The 18,058-nt window shown below is 68.4% G+C and carries 13 protein-coding genes; 6 read left to right on the top strand and 7 right to left on the bottom strand.

The genetic code is table 11. The annotated features are described in order from the left end of the window. Positions 1–8: 8 nt before the first annotated feature. Positions 9–1,406, bottom strand: coding sequence for an ABC transporter substrate-binding protein (locus tag KGQ19_RS19915; protein ID WP_212010700.1), 1,398 nt, complete (start codon positions 1,404–1,406; stop codon positions 9–11). 193 nt (positions 1,407–1,599) lie between these two features. On the opposite strand from KGQ19_RS19915, the gene KGQ19_RS19910 reads away from it, so the two are divergent. From KGQ19_RS19910 to KGQ19_RS19900, 3 genes are all read left to right on the top strand, one after another. Continuing rightward, complete coding sequence (locus tag KGQ19_RS19910; RefSeq protein WP_212010699.1) at positions 1,600–2,430, top strand: GntR family transcriptional regulator; 831 nt, start codon at positions 1,600–1,602, stop codon at positions 2,428–2,430. A gap of 208 nt (positions 2,431–2,638) precedes the next feature. Beyond that, positions 2,639–3,664 (top strand): glycosyl hydrolase family 18 protein, encoded by a 1,026-nt coding sequence (locus tag KGQ19_RS19905; protein WP_212010698.1) that lies wholly within the window; start codon positions 2,639–2,641, stop codon positions 3,662–3,664. Between the two features lie 47 nt (positions 3,665–3,711). After that, a complete protein-coding gene (locus tag KGQ19_RS19900; protein WP_212010697.1) occupies positions 3,712–4,761 on the top strand; it encodes a glycosyl hydrolase family 18 protein in 1,050 nt (349 codons plus the stop codon). A gap of 148 nt (positions 4,762–4,909) precedes the next feature. On the opposite strand, the gene KGQ19_RS19895 is transcribed toward KGQ19_RS19900, so the two are convergent. The 4 genes from KGQ19_RS19895 to KGQ19_RS19880 are packed head-to-tail and all read right to left on the bottom strand — an operon-like array spanning position 4,910 to position 10,034. Further along, a complete protein-coding gene (locus KGQ19_RS19895; RefSeq protein ID WP_212010696.1) occupies positions 4,910–6,661 on the bottom strand; it encodes an alpha-amylase family glycosyl hydrolase in 1,752 nt (583 codons plus the stop codon). A 20-nt stretch (positions 6,662–6,681) separates the two neighbouring features. Next, positions 6,682–7,563: a carbohydrate ABC transporter permease gene (locus KGQ19_RS51955; protein WP_307856458.1), complete on the bottom strand. Its 882-nt coding sequence runs from the start codon at positions 7,561–7,563 to the stop codon at positions 6,682–6,684. Between the two features lie 20 nt (positions 7,564–7,583). After that, positions 7,584–8,588, bottom strand: a complete 1,005-nt coding sequence (locus KGQ19_RS19885; RefSeq protein ID WP_212010695.1) for a carbohydrate ABC transporter permease — start codon at positions 8,586–8,588, stop codon at positions 7,584–7,586. Between the two features lie 54 nt (positions 8,589–8,642). After that, positions 8,643–10,034 (bottom strand): ABC transporter substrate-binding protein, encoded by a 1,392-nt coding sequence (locus KGQ19_RS19880; protein ID WP_212010694.1) that lies wholly within the window; start codon positions 10,032–10,034, stop codon positions 8,643–8,645. Between the two features lie 377 nt (positions 10,035–10,411). On the opposite strand from KGQ19_RS19880, the gene KGQ19_RS19875 reads away from it, so the two are divergent. From KGQ19_RS19875 to KGQ19_RS19865, 3 genes are all read left to right on the top strand, one after another. After that, on the top strand, positions 10,412–11,446 hold the full coding sequence (locus tag KGQ19_RS19875) for a LacI family DNA-binding transcriptional regulator (protein WP_212010693.1): 1,035 nt from the start codon (positions 10,412–10,414) through the stop codon (positions 11,444–11,446). A gap of 65 nt (positions 11,447–11,511) precedes the next feature. Then, positions 11,512–12,531, top strand: coding sequence for a LacI family DNA-binding transcriptional regulator (locus KGQ19_RS19870; RefSeq protein WP_212010692.1), 1,020 nt, complete (start codon positions 11,512–11,514; stop codon positions 12,529–12,531). A gap of 225 nt (positions 12,532–12,756) precedes the next feature. Next, positions 12,757–15,735, top strand: a complete 2,979-nt coding sequence (locus KGQ19_RS19865; protein ID WP_212010691.1) for a carbohydrate-binding protein — start codon at positions 12,757–12,759, stop codon at positions 15,733–15,735. Positions 15,736–15,864: 129 nt separating this feature from the next. On the opposite strand, the gene KGQ19_RS19860 is transcribed toward KGQ19_RS19865, so the two are convergent. Both KGQ19_RS19860 and KGQ19_RS19855 read right to left on the bottom strand, forming a co-directional pair. Continuing rightward, complete coding sequence (locus KGQ19_RS19860) at positions 15,865–16,419, bottom strand: TetR/AcrR family transcriptional regulator (protein ID WP_212010690.1); 555 nt, start codon at positions 16,417–16,419, stop codon at positions 15,865–15,867. A 20-nt stretch (positions 16,420–16,439) separates the two neighbouring features. Then, the gene (locus KGQ19_RS19855; protein WP_212010689.1) at positions 16,440–16,925 is read right to left on the bottom strand and encodes a nuclear transport factor 2 family protein; all 486 of its coding nucleotides are present in this window, start codon (positions 16,923–16,925) and stop codon (positions 16,440–16,442) included. Positions 16,926–18,058 lie beyond the last annotated feature (1,133 nt).

Below are 18,058 nucleotides of genomic sequence, written 5' to 3'. Positions count from 1 at the left end.
TCCGGGGCTCACTGGCTGAGCTTGAGGGCGGCGTCGTTCTGCTTGTCCACCCCGGCCAGCCCGGCCTTGAGGTCGGGTACCTGGCCGTTCTGCCACTTCTCGGCGAAGGGGCCGAAGTCGGTCAGGTAGGCGCCACCGTCCGGGCTGGCCGGGGTGGTGGAGGTCGCCGGGTTCTTGAAGACCTCCAGGAAGGTCGCGAAGTCCGGGTCCTGGGCCAGCGTCAGCGCCGGGGAGTCCAGGGCCGCGATGGTGGTGGGGACGTTGCCGATGGCGTCGGCGAAGGAGGCGACGGCGTCGGTGTCGGTGGTGAGGAACTTGACCAGCTTCCAGGCCGCGGCCGGGTGCTTGCTGCCCTTGGGGATGCCGATGACGTTGCCGCCGACGTAGCCGGAGCCGTACAGCTCGGGCTTGTCGTCGGCGACCGGCATGGGCGCGGTGCCGTAGTCGACGTCTGACTTGTCGTTCTTGATGAACGCGGTGCGCCACTCCCCGTCGACCATCATCGCCACGTTCCCGGTCTCGAAGGCGTTCTGTGCCGACATCTCGTCGCCCATACCGGCTTTGAACTTGGCGAGCTTGCCGGCGCCGAACCAGTCGACCAGGTTCTTCTGCCAGGTGAGCGCCGCGGCGAAGGCGGGGTCGGAGGCCACGTTCGAGGTGCCGTCCGGCTTGAGCCACTTGCCGCCCCAACTGGTCACCAGGTGCTCGGTGACCATCTGGTAGGTCCCCAGGTAGGGCATGAACCCGGCGGTCTTGATCGAGCCGTCCGGGTTGAACACGGTCAGCTTCTTGGCGTCCTGGGCCAGCTCGGTCATCGTCTTGGGCGGCGCCGTGATCCCGGCGGCGGCGAACAGCTTCTTGTTGTAGTAGAGCCCGAAGGTGTCGGCCAGCCACGGCATCGTGCAGCGCTTGCCGTCGAAGGCGGTGTAGGACTGGACCGCCTGCGGGATCTGCGACATGTCCACGTGGTCGGCGGCGATGTCCGCGCTGAGGTCCTGGAAGGCTCCGCTGGCGCACCACCCGCCGACGTTGGCGGCGTTGAAGGAGGACGCGACGTCGGGGGCCGTGCCGCCGCGGATCGCCTGGTTCACCTTGTCATCGGTCTGCCCTGAGACGGCCTGCACCGTGATGTAGGGGTACTTCTGGTGGAACTTGGCCAGCACCGCGTTGACCGCGGCGACCTCGTGCGCCGAGCTCAGCCCGTGCCAGAAGGTGATGGTGACCGGGGTGGTGTCGTCGGCCCCGACGTCGGCCTTGGCCGGGGAGTTGGAGCCGCCGGCGGAACAGCCCGCGGCGGCGAGCGCCAGTATCGGTGCGAGTACGAACGCGGCCAGGCGGCGGCCGTGAGCCCTCGCGGGGACTACGGGGCTGTGTCGAACTGTGAAGCTGTGCCGGTGTATGAACATGGTGCCTCCACCTCGGGAATGAGTGGACCAGTGGTACAGAATTGGTCTGGATGACGGTCATGTTTGGGGAGTTCCAGGCGCTTCTAGCGCGGAAAGCTTACCAACCCTTGACCAGTTGGCTTATCGTGGGTCATTATTTGGCCAACGTCAAGGGCTCCGGACAACCAGTGCCGGACAAGGAACGGAACGGGCGATGAACGTGGGCGAGAGCCGCTGGCAGAAGCGCGAGCGTATTCGCGGGCACCTGCTGGACCTGGTCGAGGAGTACGGTCCGGGCCGGGCGATCCCCGGCGAGCGGCAGTTGAGCGAGGAGCTCTCGGTGTCCCGCCCCACGCTGCGCTCGGTCGTCGACGACCTGGTCCGCGACGGGCTCCTCAGCAGGGAGCACGGCCGCGGGGTCTTCGTCGCCAAGGCCAAGGTGGCCCAGCGCCTGGGGACGCCCGCCGCGCAGCCCGGCCAGCCGCTGGCCGTCGGCGGCGTGGACGGCGTCTGGACCAGCCGGATGGTGGACTTCCAGACCGTCGCGGCCGGCGCCAGGATCGGCCGGCGGCTCCAGGTGTCCCCGGCCGAGCAGGTCCTGCGGATCACCAGGCTGCGGCTGGCCGACGGTGATCCGATGTCCGTGGACACCCTGCACGTCCCGGCCGCCCTGGTGCCGGGACTGGCTTCCCAGGACCTGGCGGACGGCTCGTTCTACCGGATCCTGGGCCGGCGCTACGGCGTCCGGCTCGCCACCGCCACGCAGATCATCGAACCCACCGTCGTCGACGAGGCGGAGGCCGAACTGCTCGGGGTGCCGGTCCACACCCCGGCGCTGCTCTTCGATCGGGTGAGCGCCGACGCCGACGGCCGGATCGTGGAGTTCACGCACTCCGTCTACCGCGGTGACCGCTACCGCATCCTCACCCAGCTCTCGCTCGCCGCCGACGACGACAGCGGGCGGGTGGTGGGCGGCTCCTGGTCCACGGCCTCAGCCGTCCCCGGCGCCGACACGCTCGTCCTGGACTCTTACTGGTCCGGCTGAGCATCAGGCACTGCCCGCCGCACAAAAGGCACCACCGGAACCATCGCCACGCCCCGCGCGGACCACCCGGTCCGTGCGGTGATCCGCCACGCCTTCCGGAGGACACATGCTTCGTGCCAGAACACTGCGTCCCAGAACATTGCATGCCAGAACACTGCGGGCCAGAACGCCCCTGACCTTGATGGCCGCCTGCGCGACGGCGGGGTTGGTGGCCACGACCGCGAACGCGACTGCCGCCGCCAGCCGTGTGGCCGGTACGGCGCGCGCATCCGGCGTGCAGCTCCAGACCTGGCTCTACCCCGGGTCTCCCGGGGACTCGACGTGCACCGCTCAGGCCGAGTACGCCGACAACCGGGTCCTGACCGGCGCCTTGAAGCCCGAGTACTGGTCGGTCCAGTCCAACGGCTCAGTCCGGCTGGAGACCACCGCCGACGGGACGTGCAACACCTTCAGCGCGGCGAACGTCGCCGACCTGAAAGCCCACTCGGCGTATCAGTACCCGACCATCTCCGGCATGACCACCGCCGACGTCCACGCCCTGGTCAGCAGTTCCGGCAACCGGTCCAAGGCGGTGTCCCAGCTCACCTCGCTGGTCGTCGGCAACGGGCTGTCCGGCGTCGATGTCGACCTGGAGGACTACTGGTCCTGGTCGGCCTCGGACTTCACGAACTACAAGAAGTTCCTGACCCAGCTCGCCGCCTCGCTGCACGCCAAGGGCAAGCGGCTCCAGGTCGACGCCCCGGCGATGACCGCGGACGCCTCGTTCTACGACTACGCGCAGGTGTCGGCGACCGGCGTGGACGAGCTGGTCATCATGGCCTACGACGAGGAGTTCGACACGCCGCCGGGCGCCCGGTGCCTGGCGATCACCCCGTACGCCTGGCTGAAGCAGGTCACCGCCTACGCCCAGAGCAAGGTTCCGGACCACTCGCGACTGGTCATCGGCCTGCCGTCGTACGGCTACCACGCCCCCGACCCCTGCGATCTGACCAACGTCACCGGCAACATCCAGTTCAGCGACATGCGCAAGAGCCCCGGCTTCTCCACCGACCCGGCCGTCATCGCCGCTCGGCGCGACCCCTCCTCCGGGGAGATCCGCTGGGTCTCCGGCGGAGTCCTCTACGACTACGTCGACAGCGCTTCCCTGACCGCGAAGCTGAAGGTCCTCACCGGCTTGGGGGTCACCAAGGTCTCGGTGTGGTCCCTGGGCGGCGGAAACCCCTGGTTCGGCTGACCCCCACGCGATACCGAACACTCCCCCCACAGCGTGAAAGAGAGACCATGAGAAACCACCGCACCACCCACCGGATCACCCCGCGGATCACCCGCCGAACCGCCGGCCGCACGCTCGCCGCCTCAGCGGTCGGCGTGCTCGCCACCGCCGCCCTGACCCTCCCGACCGGCACCGCCTCGGCCTTCACCGGACTGCCGGTAGTCGGCTACCAGGAAGAGGGCGACGCCACCTCGCTCATCGACGCCAGCTCCGGCGCCCTGGGCTCGGTCGGCGTCGACGGTGTCAACATCACCTCCGACGGTACGAGCGTCTCAGCACCCGATGACGGCGCCCTGAACCAACTGGCCGCCGCGCACGCCGACGGCCTGCCCGCCGAGTTCCTCGTCGGGAACTTCAGCCAGGCCATCGGCGACTTCGACGAGTCGGCCGCCTACAACCTGCTGAGCAGCCAGGACAACATCGGCAACGTGGTCGCCAGCCTCAGCAGTGCGGTCAGCTCCCAGGGCTGGGACGGCGTCACCATCGACATCGAGTCCCTGCGATCCCGGGACACCGACGGCCTCACGGCGTTCGTGACCGCGCTGAAGCAGGCCCTGCCGTCCGGCAAGACCGTCAGCCTGGACCTGATGAACGGCCAGAGCGCGGCGGAGTACTCAGAGCTCGGATACGACCTGCCCGCCCTCGGCCAGGTCGTCGACCACCTGGTGCTGATGGCCTACGACCAGCACACGCAGGCCTCCGATCCCGGGCCGGTCGGCGCGCTGTCCTGGCAGCAGCAGGGCCTGGACGTGCTGGTGGGCGAGGTCCCGGCGGGCAAGGTGGACCTGGGCGTCGCCGGCTACGGCTACTCCTGGCCGCCCGGCGGCGGCGCGACCCAGGTCAGCGATCAGGGCGCGCGCGACCTCGTCGCCGCCGACGGCGCCACGGCGCAGTTCGACGACGCCTCCGGGGAGTGGACCGCGACACTCTCGGACGGCACCGTCCTGTGGTGGTCGGACGCCCGGTCCCTGGCCCTGCGCCGGACGATGGCCGCGAACGCCGGCCTCCACGGCCTGGCCGTGTGGGACCTGGCCCTTTCCGACCCGATCCAGCAATAGCCGGGCGCCTTTTGCTCCCGCCCCTGATGCTCCCGCCCCTGAGATCGGGAGCATCAGGGGCGGGACCGGCAGTATGGTTCAGGTGCCGCCGCGACGCAGTGCGGATGCAGTGGGGCCCCGCGCGGCGCGGAACAGTGATTCTTCCCTGTCAGTCCGCGACGCGGAGCCAAACGGTGGCGTCAGACGGCAGGAGCCCGTTCGCCAGATCAGTGCTCTGCAATAGGACGTCCTCGTGGGGAGGCAGCGGAATGTCTGTCGGCGACAGGTTCGCCACACAGCGGAAGCGGCCGTCCCGCACGAAGTCGAGCACTGATTCGCGGTTCGGCATCCACGTCAGCGTGCCGTCGCCGAGGGACGGGTCCTGACGCCGGATGCGCAGCGCGGCCCGGTACAGTTCCAGCATCGAGCGCGGGTCGCCGTCCTCGGCCTGGACCGTCAGGCCCGACCAGGCCGGCGGCTGCGGGAGCCAGGGGTCGGCGGGCGCGCCGTCCGGCGAGAAGCCGAACGGCGGTGCCGCCCCCGACCACGGCAGCGGCACCCGGCAGCCGTCCCGGCCCGGGTCCGATCCGCCGGTCCGCCGCCAGATCGGGTCCTGGCGCAGGTCCGCCGGGATGTTCTCGACCTCCCACAGCCCCAGCTCGTCGCCCTGGTAGACGTAGGCGGCACCGGGCAGTGCGAAGGTCAGCATGGCCGCGGCCCGAGCACGGCGGGTGCCGAGCCCGACGTCGACGGGGCGTCCGTGCTCGCGCCGGTCCAGGCCGAACGACGTGTCGGATCGGCCGTAGCGCGACACGTGCCGGTCCACGTCGTGGTTGGACAGCACCCACGTGGCCGGGGCGCCGACCCGGGCGTGGACCGCGAGCGTCTCCTCGATGACCGACCGCAGCTGTGCGGCATCCCACGCGCTGCACAGATAGGGGAAGTTGAACGCGCTGTGCAGCTCGTCGGCGCGGAAGTAGCGGGCGAAACGATCGGCGTCCGGGATCCACAGCTCGCCGATCAGCGCGCGGTCGCCGCCGTAGGACTCGGCTACCGCGCGCCACGCACGGTAGATCTCATGGACGTCGTCGCGGTCCTCGTACGGGTGCGGGTCAGGGTTCGAAGACAGGTCGGGGAGATCAGGGTCCTTCGTCACCAGGGCCGCGGAGTCGATCCGGATCCCGTCGGCGCCGCGGTCGAACCAGAACCGCAGCACGTCCTGGAATTCCTCACGGACGTCCGGCGAGGACCAGTTCAGGTCTGGCTGCTCGGGGGCGAACAGGTGCAGGTACCACTCCCCCGGCGTCCCGTCCGATGCCGTCAGGCGGGTCCAGGCCGGTCCGCCGAAGATGGACTGCCAGTCGTTCGGCGGCTGCGAGCCGTCCTGGCCGCGCCCGGGACGGAACCAGAAGCGCGAACGTTCCCGCGATCCGGGCTCGGAGTCCACCGCTTGCAGGAACCAGCGGTGCCGGTCCGAGCAGTGGTTCGGCACGATGTCGACGATGATGCGGATGCCCCGGGCATGGGCCTCGGCGATCAGGGCGTCGGCGTCGGCCAGGGTGCCGAAGGCCGGCTCGATGTCGCGGTAGTCGGCGATGTCGTAGCCCGCGTCCGCCATCGGCGAGGGATACCAGGGGTTGAACCACAGCGCGTCGACGCCGAGCGCGGCGAGGTAGGGCAGCTTCGCCCGGACGCCGGGCAGGTCACCGATGCCGTCGCCGTTCGAGTCGGCGAAGCTGCGGGTGTAGACCTGGTAGATCGTCGCTGATCGCCACCATGCCTCGGCCCGGGCCGGCGCCCCGCCGTCGGTGTCGGTGTCGGTATCGGTATCGAGGCCGGTGTCGGTATCGAGGCCGGTGTCGGTATCGAGGCCGGTATCAGTGTCAGTGTCGTGGAGCGTGTTCTCTTGGACGGTCGTCATGGAAAGACCCGCTTTCGAGCTCAGCCTTTAAGGCTTCCGGTGGTCAGGCCGGACATGATGTTGCGCTGGAAGATCAGGAAGAAGATCAGGGGCGGGATCGCCGCGATGGCCGCGGCGGCGATGACCACGTTCTGCGGTGACGTCGCGGCGGCCTGCGTGATACCGACGTTCAGGGTCTCCCGGGTCGGGCTGTAGCCGGCCTCGACGAGGAGCGGCCACAGGTAGTCCTTCCATACCGCGGTCACCGCGAAGATGGACACGACGCCGAGGATCGGGCGCGACATCGGCAGCACGACGGACCACAGCGTCCGCATCCGGCCCGCGCCGTCGATCGCCGCCGCCGCCAGCAGGTCGTCCGGGATGGAGTCGAAGAAGCGCTTGAGCAGGAAGATGCTGAAACCGTTGGCGACCGCCGGCAGCCAGATCGCCTCGGGAGTGCCGACCAGGTTCATGTGCACGATCGGCAGGTCCGAGACCGTGATGTACTGCGGCACCACCAGAACGGTCGCGGGGATCATCAGGGTCGACAGCATCAGGCCGAAGATGGCGTTGCCGAACACCGGACGCAGCTTGGACAGCGCATAGGCGGCGGCCACGTCGAACACGAGTTGGAAGGCCAGCGCGCCGAACGCGTAATACAGAGTGTTGAAAAGCAGCCGGCCCACGCCGCCGACGGTCCAGGCGTCAGCGTAGGTGCCGGGGTGGATCGCGTGCGGATACAGCGTCGGCGGGACCTGGACGGATTCATGCGTGGATTTCAGGCCGTCGGTGAACAGGAAGTACAGCGGGCCTAGGAAGATCAGCGTGAAGCCGACGATCACGGTCGTGGCCGTGAACCGGTAGACGATCCGGCCGCGGCGGCGGTTGAGCGCGCTGGTCGAGACGAGGGTTCTGGTCGACACGGTCTTTCGTTCCCTGTTCTCTAGTCCCGGTCCCTGCTGAGCCACAGATATCCGGCGGAGAACACGCCGAGCACGAGCATCAGCAGGACGCCGAGCGCCGAGGCGCTGTTGTAGTTGCTGGAGCCGGACAGGTTGAAGGCGTACTGGTAGATCAGGTTCACGACTGACACGGTCGAGTTGTTCGGCCCGGCCCCGCCGTTGGTGAGGATGAACGGCTCGATGAACAGCTGCATCGTGCCCACGATCTGGAGCATCAGCATCATCGACAGGATCAGCCGGGTCTGCGGGATCGTGACGTGCCGGATCCGGCCGAGAATGCCGGCGCCGTCCAGCTCTGCGGCCTCATAGAGCTCGCCGGGGATGTTCTGCAGGGCTGCCAGGTAGATGAGCGTCGTGCCGCCCATGTTCATCCAGGTCGAGGCGACGGTCACGGACACCAGCGCGCTGCTGGAGGATTGGACGAACTGCGACGTCGGCAAGTGCAGCATCCGGAGCAGGTGGTCGAACAGGCCGTAGTTCGGGTCGTAGAAGTACTGGAACAGCAGCAGTGCCGATGCCGGGGGCAGCATCACCGGGAGGTAGACCAGGATCCGGAGATACCCGCGGGCGTGCCGCAGCTCGTTGAGGATGATCGCGGTGACGAACGGAACCGCGAAGCCGATCAGCAGTGCCAGGAGGCTGAACTCGACAGTGTTCTTCCATGCCTGCGCGAACGTCGGGTCGTGGATGATCCGGGTGTAGTTCTGCAGCCCGGCCCAGGTGGTCTTCGGCTGCCGGGTGATCTTGTCGCGGTGGGTCTGCTGGAAGCTCATGATGATCTCGCGGATCATCGGGTACCAGGAGAACATCGCGAAGCACAGGACCGCGCCGATCAGGAAGCCGTGCGCGGCCAGATGCCGACGCAGGGTCCTGAGGAACCTGCCGTTCGGTCCGCCGTCCGGCCCTGCGGCCGGACGTCCGCCAGACCCGCCGCGGGCTCGGCCGGGATCGCGCCGCCCGGGTCTGCTGAGCACCTGCTCCGCCATCGCTGCTCCCTGCTGCTCTGCCGCCGTTGCAGTTGCCGTTGATGACCGTCGGAACTAACTCGCGTTCGCGAGCAGCGTGTTCACCTGGGTCTGGGCGGTCTTCAGCAGCGAGGAGATGTCGGCGTTCGGGTCCTGGAGCACACTGAGCATCGTCGCGTCGAGGGTCTTGTAGACGGCCTGCGCGTCGGTGGGCTCACCCATGCCCTTCTCCTGCGCGTCCACGAACGTCTTGAAGTGCGCCGTGTCGACGGTCTGGCTCGCGGCCTTCAACTGCTCGTTCTTCGCGGACGTCGCGCCGACCCAGTCCAGCGGCTCGGGGAAGCCGACCGGCAGCCCGTCGGCCTTGGTGCGGGCGTAATTGAACTGGCCTTGTCCCGGCGTCAGCTCGGAGAAGGCGACAAACTTGACGCCCGCGCGGATCTGGGCCGGGGTGTCGTGCTTGTTGAACGCGAGCGCGTCGCCGCCGGACAGCGAGCCGGCCGGGGTGCCGCTGGTGCTCGGCAGCGGGCCGACGCCGTAGTCGTCGACGTTGCCGCCGTCCTGCGGGACGATCACGTTGTAGATGTCGTCCGGCGCGGCGATGTACATGCCGAGCTTGCCGGCCCCCATCTGCTTCTGCAGGTCGCCCCATTTCAGCTGCTGCGTCGGGCTCATCGAACCGTCCACGAAGCGCATCTGGTGCAGCGCCTGCAGGACCTCGGTCGCCGGCTGCGCGTCGAACGCCGCCTTGCCGTCGCCGCCGACCATCTGGCCGCCGTTGGCGTCGACCTCCGAGGAGAAGTGCCAGCCGCCGTTGTTGCCCGCGCTGTACTCGCCGTAGCCGTAGATCCCGTTGCCGAGCGCGGCGATCGCCTTGGCGTCCTTCTCGACGTCGGCCCAGGTCGTCGGCGGCTGGTCCGGGTTGAGCCCGGCCTGCTGGAACAGCTTCCGGTTGATGATCAGGCCCTGGGTGTAGATGCCGGTCGGCAGCGCGTAGACGGTCTTGCCGGCGGTGACCGCCGCCATCGCCGACGGCGCGAGGTCGCTGAAGCCGGGAACGGTGGTGTCGTTGACGTAGGACGTGATGTCCGCGGCCTGTCCGGCGTCCAGCACCTGGTTCAGATCGGTGAAGTACATGTGGAACACGTCCGGCTCGGTGCCGGCCTTCAGCTGCGCGGTGAACGTCGCGGTGTTCTCGCACGGGTAGGTGTCGACACCGTGGATCGTGATGTCCGGGTTGGCCTTCTCGAACGTCGCGACGTCCTGGAGCCATTCGGCGCGCTGCTTGGCCTGGCTGGTCGGCGGCTCGCACGCGACCGAGATGGTGACCGGGCCGTCGCCGCCGGCCGGGGCGGCGGCGTCCTTGGAGCTCTTGCTGCTGGAGCACGCCGCGGCACTGACGCCGAGGCCTGCGACGAGCACGGCGGCGGCTATCTTGCGCGCCGCGGGCCGTCGGGCGGGACTCATCATCGAACACCTTCCATGTGAGGGACCTGCGCGTGGGAGTGATCCGCGGGAAACCTGGATGTGATGGCGAGCGCTTGCGATGTGGTGCCGAGTGGGCCACACCGTAGCGGCGGTCAAAGATGAGCGCAAGATGTCGATGAAAGAACGCAAGGCCGCGACTTCATCGCGACCCGTATAGACGAATCGGTAGATATCTACCCGTTCTCAGAGCCCAGACCTGGTCGGCAGAACGGGCCCGATCAAGGCTGGACGGCGCCGCGCGTCGCGAGAACCGTCACCGGACCCCCTCGGCACCGGTGCCGACGACACAGCCGGTCCCTCAGAAAGTGAACGGATCCCTGGAATTCTTTGCACCCCGGTGTCGTATCGTTGCGACCATGACTCCCACACCAGCCCGCCGCCTCGCCGAAGTCGCCAAGAAGGTCGGGGTCAGCGAGGCGACCGTGAGCAGGGTCCTGAACAACCGGCCCGGCGTGGCCGAGGGGACGCGCGAGGCGGTACTGACAGCCCTGGACGTGCTCGGCTACGAACGCCCCACGCAACTGCGCGGCGAGCGAGCGCGGCTGATCGGACTGGTACTGCCGGAACTGCAGAACCCGATCTTCCCGGCCCTGGCCGAGGTGGTCGGCGGCGCCCTGGCCCAGCGCGGCTTCACCCCGGTGCTGTGCACCCGCACCGCCGGCGGCCTGTCGGAGGCGGACTACGTCGAAATGCTGCTCGACCAACAGGTTTCCGGCGTCGTCTTCTGCGGCGGCCACTACGCCGAAGGGGACGCACCGCACGAGCACTACCGCCGGCTCCGGGAGCGTGGCGTGCCGGTCGTACTGTTCAACGCGGCCGTCGGCCACCTCGGTTTCCCCTGCGTGGCGACCGACGACGAGGTCGCCTCCGAGCAGTCGTACGGGCACCTGGTCTCGATGGGCCACACCCACCTGGGCGCCGTCGTCGGCCCGCAGGACCACATGCCCTCGCAGCGTCGCGTCGCCTCCCTGCTCAGGCAGGCCTCGCGCTCGTCGGGAACGGTGACGGTCCAGATCGCGCACGCGCAGTTCTCCATGGAAGCCGGCCGTGCGGCGGCCGCGCGGCTGCTCGCCGAGGGCGTCACCGGGCTGGTGTGCGGCAGCGACATCCTGGCGCTGGGCGCGATCCGGGCCGTCCGCCGGGCCGGGCTGGATGTGCCGGCGGACGTCTCAGTGATCGGCTACGACGACTCCGCGTTCATGAACTGCACCGACCCGCCGCTGACGACCGTCCGCCAGCCGATCGAGGCGATGGGCCGGGCCGCGGTGACCATGTTGCTGAACCAGGTCGAAGGCGCGCCGGCCGCCGACGAGGAGCTGTTGTTCGAGCCGGAGCTCGTCGTGCGGGGCTCGACCGGGCCGGCGCGGAGCGGCGCCGGGACCGCGCGGTGATCCACTGCCGATTAACGTCAAAGATCGCGTCGTTTCTTGCGTAGATCGGTTGTACGCTGACGCCCGTGGCCACGAAACTGACCGAGGTAGCCGCGTTCGCGGGCGTGAGCCTTGCCACGGTCCGCCGCGTCCTCAACGACCAGCCGTTCATAGCCCAGGAGACGCGCGACCGCGTCCTGACCGCCTTGGACGTGCTCGGACACGAGCGTCCGTCCAGGCTGCGCGGGAATCGGGCCGGCCTGGTGGGCCTGGTCGTGCCGGACCTGCAGAACCCGATCTTCCCGGCCTTCGTGGAGACCGTGTCGGCCGGCTTGGTGAAGCAGGGCCTCATGCCGGTACTGTGCACCCGCACCGCCGACGGCGTGTCTGAGGCCAACTACATCAAACTGCTGATGGACCACGAGGTCGCGGGCATCATCTTCATCGGCTCCTCCTACGCCGACGCCGGGCCGGAGCACGGTCAGGCCCTGCAAGAGCGCGGGATCCCGGTTGTCCTGATCAACCCGGCCGACGCCAACGACGGCGTCCGCCGGATCACCGTCGACGACGCCTCGGCCGTCGACCAGTCGCTGGAACACCTCCGCTCGCTGGGGCACAGCCGGATCGGCATGCTGCTGGGCCCGATGGGCCACATCCCCTCGGCGCGCAAACTCGGCGCGTTCGTCGCGGACTGGGAACGGCGCGCGGCGCCCGGCAGCGATCCCGGTGCGTGGCGGGAGTCGGTCGCGCACACGGGATTCTCGATGGAGGACGGCCGCACGGCCACGGCCCGGCTGCTCGGCGCCGGTGTCACGGCCCTGATCTGCGCCAGCGACGCGTTAGCGCTCGGCGCGGTCCGCGCCGCCTACCGGCAGCGCCTGAGCGTTCCCGGCGACCTGTCGGTGGTCGGCTTCGACGACTCGCCCTACATGATCGCCACCGATCCGCCGCTGACGACGGTCCGCCAGCCGGTGCGCGCCATGGGCGCCGCGGCGGTGGATGCCCTGAAGGCGCAGATCGGCGGGAACGCGGGCCCGCCGGAGGAGACGCTGTACGAGCCCGAGCTGATCGTCCGGGCTTCGACCGGGGTCGTGCGATCCAGCTGACAGCCCTGCCTGCTTCAGCGCTGAGTCGGGAATCTGCGTAGCAGTGCAAGAACAACCGCTGTTCCTGGTTGGTTTTTGCGTCGACCTCTGGACTTCGGCTTCTGGCGGTCGTACGGTTTCGCTGGTCTTCCAGCTCTTCGAAACTCCGTCGTAACCCCGCCACCAGCGCATTGGGTCACGCGACGGCACCCCCATGCCTCATGTCAGGAGTAGGGAGTACGCACGATGCTCCGTTCCACACTCAGATCCACCCCCGGGCACCGCCGCCAACGAACGCTCGGCCTGCTGACCGCCGCAGCCCTCGCCTGCACGACGGTCGCCATCTGGACGATCGCCCAGCCCGCATCCGCGACCAGCACCACGTACGAGGCCGAGAACGCGGCCCTGTCCGGCGGCGCGGTCGTCGGCAGCGACCACACCGGCTACACGGGGACAGGCTTCGTCGAGGGATACACGGACACCGACAAGGGCACCGCGAACACGACCTTCACGGTCACGGCAGGCAGCGCCGGAAACGAGACCGTCGCTCTGCGCTATGCCAACGGGACCAGCGCACAGATGTCGCTGTCGCTGTACGTCAACGGCACGAAGCTGAAGCAGATCCTGCTCCCGGCAACGGCGGACTGGAACACCTGGACCACCGAGACCGAGACGGTGCCCCTGAACGCCGGCACCGACACGATCTCCTACAAGTTCGACTCCAGCGACCTCGGGAACGTGAACCTCGACAACATCACGGTGGCGCCGGTCCAGGCTCCGCCGCCCGGACAGTACGAAGCCGAGAACGCCGCGCTTTCCGGCGGCGCGGTCGTCGGCAACGACCACACCGGCTACACAGGGACAGGCTTCGTCCAGGGATACACGGACACCGACAAGGGCAACGCGAACACGACCTTCACCGTGTCCGAATCGGCTGCCGGGTCGACTACCACGACCCTGCGCTACGCCAACGGGACCGGCTCGCAGATGTCGCTCTCGCTCTACGTCAACGGCACGAAGCTGAAGCAGATCCTGCTGCCGACTACAGCCGACTGGAACACCTGGACGACGGAGTCGGAGAACGTCAGCCTCAACGCCGGCAGCAACACGATCTCCTACAAGTTCGACAGCACCGACCTCGGGAACGTCAACCTCGACAACATCGTCGTCGCCCCGATCACCCCGCCGACGACTCCCACGAGCCCGACGTCATCGTCATCGCCGCCGCCGCCGTCAGGCCAGGCGTACGAGGCGGAGACCGCGTTCTTCTCCGGCGGCCCGAGCGTCGCGACGTCCATCGCCGGATACAGCGGTTCGGGCTACCTGACCGGCTTCACGTCACAGGGTGCGCGCACCGTCATCGACGCGTTCGTCCCAGCTGCCGGAACGAGTGCCGTCACCCTGCGATACGCCGACACCACCGGCGCGGCGCAGAGCATCTCGTTGTATGTCAATGGTCTGAAGCAGCAGCAGCTCTCACTCCCGGCCGGATCCGGCTGGCTCACCACGACGTGGAACCTGGCGCTACGCTCCGGTGAGAACCTCATCGGCTTCCAGAACGACGCCGGCGACACCGGGAACGTCGCCCTCGACGACATCACCGTCGCGAACGGGACTGCTCCAGCCGCCGTCGGCGCGACCGTTCCCTATACCGAATACGTCGCCTCATCGGCGCAGACGAACGGGACCGTCCTCGCGGCGAGCCGCAGCTACCCCAGCATCCAGTCGGAATCGACCGGCCGCCAGGCGGTCCAGCTCACGGCGACCGGCCAGTACGTCCAGATCACACTCACCCGGCCGGCGAACTCGATCGTCGTGCGCTACTCCATCCCCGACAACTCCGACGGCTCGACGGCGACCGCGCCGATCGCCTTGTACGCCAACGGGAACAAGCTCCAGGACCTCAGCCTGACCAGCGAGTACAGCTGGCTCTACGGCGGCGGCTACACCGACACGCACAGCCCGTCCAACGGCCCGGCGCACCACTTCTACGACGAGACCAGATCGCTGATCGGCGACTGGCCCGCCGGAAGCGTCCTCAGACTCCAGAAGGACTCCGCCGACACCGCCGCCTCCTACACCTTCGACGTCATCGACACCGAGCAGGTCGACTCGGCGTACAGCATGCCCTCGGGCTTCGCGTCCATCACCGACTACGGCGTCACCCCGAACAACGGCGCCGACGACACCACCGCGATCAACAACGCGCTGAGCGCGCTCACCGGCACCGGCAAGGGCCTGTGGTTCCCGGCCGGGACGTACGACATCTCAGGCCGCATCACCATCAACGGCGTCCCGGTGCGCGGCGCCGGCCAGTGGTACACCACCATCCAGTCCACCGCGGTGAACGGCAGCGGCGGCCTGTACACCTCCGGCGGCGTCAACCAGATCGCCGACCTGACGATCGACGGGGACCAGACCGATCGCAACAACGACTCCGGCGCCGCCGGCATCGAGGGCACGTTCCAGCCCGGATCGCTGATCTTCGATGTCTGGATGGAGCACCTGAAAGTCGGCCTGTGGGCCGTGCCGGCGGACGGGCTGTACGCGACCGGGCTGCGCGTCCGCGACGTCTTCGCCGACGGCGTCCACCTGCACGGCGGAAGCGCGGACTCGCGCGTCGACCAGAGCGCGGTCCGCAACACCGGCGACGACGAACTCGCGCTCGACACCGAAGGCGGCGACGTCACGAACTGCGTCCTGGCGGACAACACCGTGCAGAGCCCGATCCAGGCCAACGGGATCGGCGTCTACGGCGGCTCGGGCAACGTGGTGGAGAACAACCAGGTGTCCGACACCGTCGCCTTCGGGGCCGGGATCACCATCAGCACCCGATTCGGCGCCGGGTTCAGCGGCCCGACGACCGTCAGCGGCAACGTCCTGACCCGAGCCGGCTCCTACAACTCCGGCTGGGGATCAAGCCTCGGAGCCCTGTGGATCTACGCCAACCTCGACGACATCACCCAGCCGGTGACCGTCACCGACAACACCATCGACTCCGCGACCTACGAAGGCGTGCTTCTCAGCTACGCCAAACAGATCAGCGACCTGACCCTCGACCACCTCACGATCAACGGGGCGGGGACGTACGGCATCAACGTCAACGACGTGACCGGCGGGATGACAGCGGACTACGTCGCCGTCAGCGGCACCGGCTCCGGCGGTCTGAACAACCCCGGCACCGGCTTCACCATCACCCGCGGGCCCGGAGACACCGGCTGGTAGCCGGGCCCACCGGCAAGGAGGGAGCAACTACAGAGCACGCACATCAGGCTTGGAGGGAGCCGCCGCCGAACGCCTACCCGGCGGCCCCCCGCCCTTGCCGACCTGGACGGGACTATCCCCGGCGCCGGTTCACCGAGCGGTGAGAACGTGCGCCCAAGGCTCGTCGACATCGGCCAGGCCCAGGACGGCGACCACGTTGTCGAGCATTCCGGCACCGAACCAGCGCCGCACCGCGTCCTCATCGCCGAGCAGCTGCTGGACGGTGTCGACCTGCTTGGCGTAGCACCGACGCACGGCCTGCGCCACCAGCGGCTCGCCGACCGCGCAGTTCGCGTGCATGAGGAACCGCAGGATGTTCTGGTCCGCGACGAGCGCGGCGTAGGCACGGCGCGCCGTGTCCAACGCCGCCTCGGGCGTCAGCCCCGCCCCGCCCGACGCCGGCGAATGCGCGGCCAGGGTCTCGGTCATCACGACGGACACGTGGTCGACTGTCGCCGCGAACAACGCTTCCTTGTTCGGGAACAGACGATAGAGATACGGCTGAGAAACGCCGACCCACTCGGCGATCTCGTGTGTCGTCGTGCCGTAGAAACCCTTCAGCGCGAAGCATTCGATCGAGGCGGCCACAATGGTCCGGCGTCGTTCGTCGCTCTTCGTACTGGTGCCGGCGGCGGGCATGGTCATCAGTTAAACACGGCCCTTCCTCAGCCGCCAAAAGCCACGCTGAGCTCGGGGTCCGACGCGACGTCGGCGGGTGTCAGCGCCTCGATCGCCACCAGCGGGTTCCAGTAGTCGAGGTAGTGGGTGATGAGCGCGTCCTCATCAATCCGGACGACGGATATGCAGGTCTGCTCGTACGGCTTGCCCGTGGGCACGGCGGTACCCCTGGAGCGGAATTCGGCGATCGCGAGACTCGGATCAACCGTGTCGTGGAACACCAGGTCGACGAACTCCACGTCGAACGTCCCAGGGAAATGACTCATGTGCTCGAACAGCGCCACCCGCCCCGCTACCCGCCGGGGCACACCGACCGGCGCGTACGGAAACTCGAGCACCCCGTCCGGGGCGAACAGCTTCACCCATTCTTCGGTTCGCCCCGCGGCGGTGAGGCGCAGGTGCTCGGTCACGGCGTGCTGGGCCGCGGTGCGACGGTTGGCATTGGCGTTGACGTTGGCTTCCTGGACGGTCATGTTCACCCCTAAGTTAGTGGTCGCTCTATAACTTACCACGCGTCGATCGCCCGCCGCCCGACGAAGGGGATGAGAACTACCGCCGGCTGAGCACGTCCGCGACGCTCAACCGACCCGACTGCCGAGCTCCCCGGCGATCCGCACGGTCGCCGCGTTGGCGGGTGGAGTTTGCTGGGGGCTGGAGTTTGCGAGCCGAGTTACGGTTAGTCTGTGGATTTCAAAGCTTTTTACGGCCTTCGGTCATAGTTGTGCCGGTTCGGGGTTCGGGTCGGTGGGTGTGTTTGTCGGCTGCCGGTTTTCGCGTTCACAACCCCGCCGTACCTGAGGCCTCTTCAACTCCAGCAAGTCGGAGCAAGGGGCACAGGCCAGATCAAGAGCAAGATCAAGAGCCACAGGCAAGATCAAGGTCAAGAGCTGTGGTGAAGAGCCGGGCCTCCGGCGGGCCTCGACAACCTCAGGGAAACTAGCGCGGTTCCCCAGGGTGGTCGATCTAGTCTCAGCGGCTGCGGTTTGTGAGGTGGTGCGGTCCGTTCCCCTCGGTCGCGTCGTCAGCCCGGGGGGGTACAGCACCGGTGTCCGGGGGTAAAGTCCGCGCGCGGCGGTTGGGTGCCTGAGCTGCGGTTTCGTACGGCGCGAACTTGACCCCCGGCCACCGGCACTGTAGGCGAAGCCCTGCCGACGCGACCGAGGGGAACGAACCGAAAGCCAGCCGGAGAAATACAAAACGCAGGGAACGAGGACACCGGTTGGTTGATGCCGCTGCCGGTGAGGGTGTGGCGGCGGGCCGGTGGTCAGTTAGTCGAGAACATGCCCGGGTGCGGTAGGCGGCATGCCTTGGTCGCCAGGGCCATATGCCATCCGGCGGCAGCCATCGTGGCGATGGGTGGCCAGGTTTATATGTCATCCGGCGGTGGCCATCTTGGCGGCCAGGCGAGCCCGCGCCCACACCTGCGGCCGCACTCGCCAGTGCAGAATGCCCACCCTCGGGACTGCCGCGCCGCCGTTGCCCTGACCGGCGGCCGAATTCGGCGAGTCGCCGGTACCGAACCACTGGGCTTTGCCATTCTTCCGGCTGGTTTTCGGTTCGTTCCCCTCGGTCGCGTCGGCAGGGCTTCGCCTACAGTGCCGGTGGC

This window comes from Catenulispora pinistramenti (assembly GCF_018274385.1).
Classification (GTDB): domain Bacteria; phylum Actinomycetota; class Actinomycetes; order Streptomycetales; family Catenulisporaceae; genus Catenulispora; species Catenulispora pinistramenti.
This window is presented reverse-complemented; position numbering and strand designations above follow the sequence as displayed.

Coding starts and splice junctions, on each gene's coding strand:
- KGQ19_RS19865 (WP_212010691.1), top strand. CDS start 12,757: ATGCTCCGTTCCACACTCAGATCCACCCCCGGGCACCGCCGCCAACGA.
- KGQ19_RS19855 (WP_212010689.1), bottom strand. CDS start 16,925: ATGACCGTCCAGGAAGCCAACGTCAACGCCAATGCCAACCGTCGCACC.
- KGQ19_RS19910 (WP_212010699.1), top strand. CDS start 1,600: ATGAACGTGGGCGAGAGCCGCTGGCAGAAGCGCGAGCGTATTCGCGGG.
- KGQ19_RS19885 (WP_212010695.1), bottom strand. CDS start 8,588: ATGGCGGAGCAGGTGCTCAGCAGACCCGGGCGGCGCGATCCCGGCCGA.
- KGQ19_RS19915 (WP_212010700.1), bottom strand. CDS start 1,406: ATGTTCATACACCGGCACAGCTTCACAGTTCGACACAGCCCCGTAGTC.
- KGQ19_RS19860 (WP_212010690.1), bottom strand. CDS start 16,419: ATGACCATGCCCGCCGCCGGCACCAGTACGAAGAGCGACGAACGACGC.
- KGQ19_RS19880 (WP_212010694.1), bottom strand. CDS start 10,034: ATGAGTCCCGCCCGACGGCCCGCGGCGCGCAAGATAGCCGCCGCCGTG.
- KGQ19_RS19895 (WP_212010696.1), bottom strand. CDS start 6,661: ATGACGACCGTCCAAGAGAACACGCTCCACGACACTGACACTGATACC.
- KGQ19_RS19900 (WP_212010697.1), top strand. CDS start 3,712: ATGAGAAACCACCGCACCACCCACCGGATCACCCCGCGGATCACCCGC.
- KGQ19_RS19875 (WP_212010693.1), top strand. CDS start 10,412: ATGACTCCCACACCAGCCCGCCGCCTCGCCGAAGTCGCCAAGAAGGTC.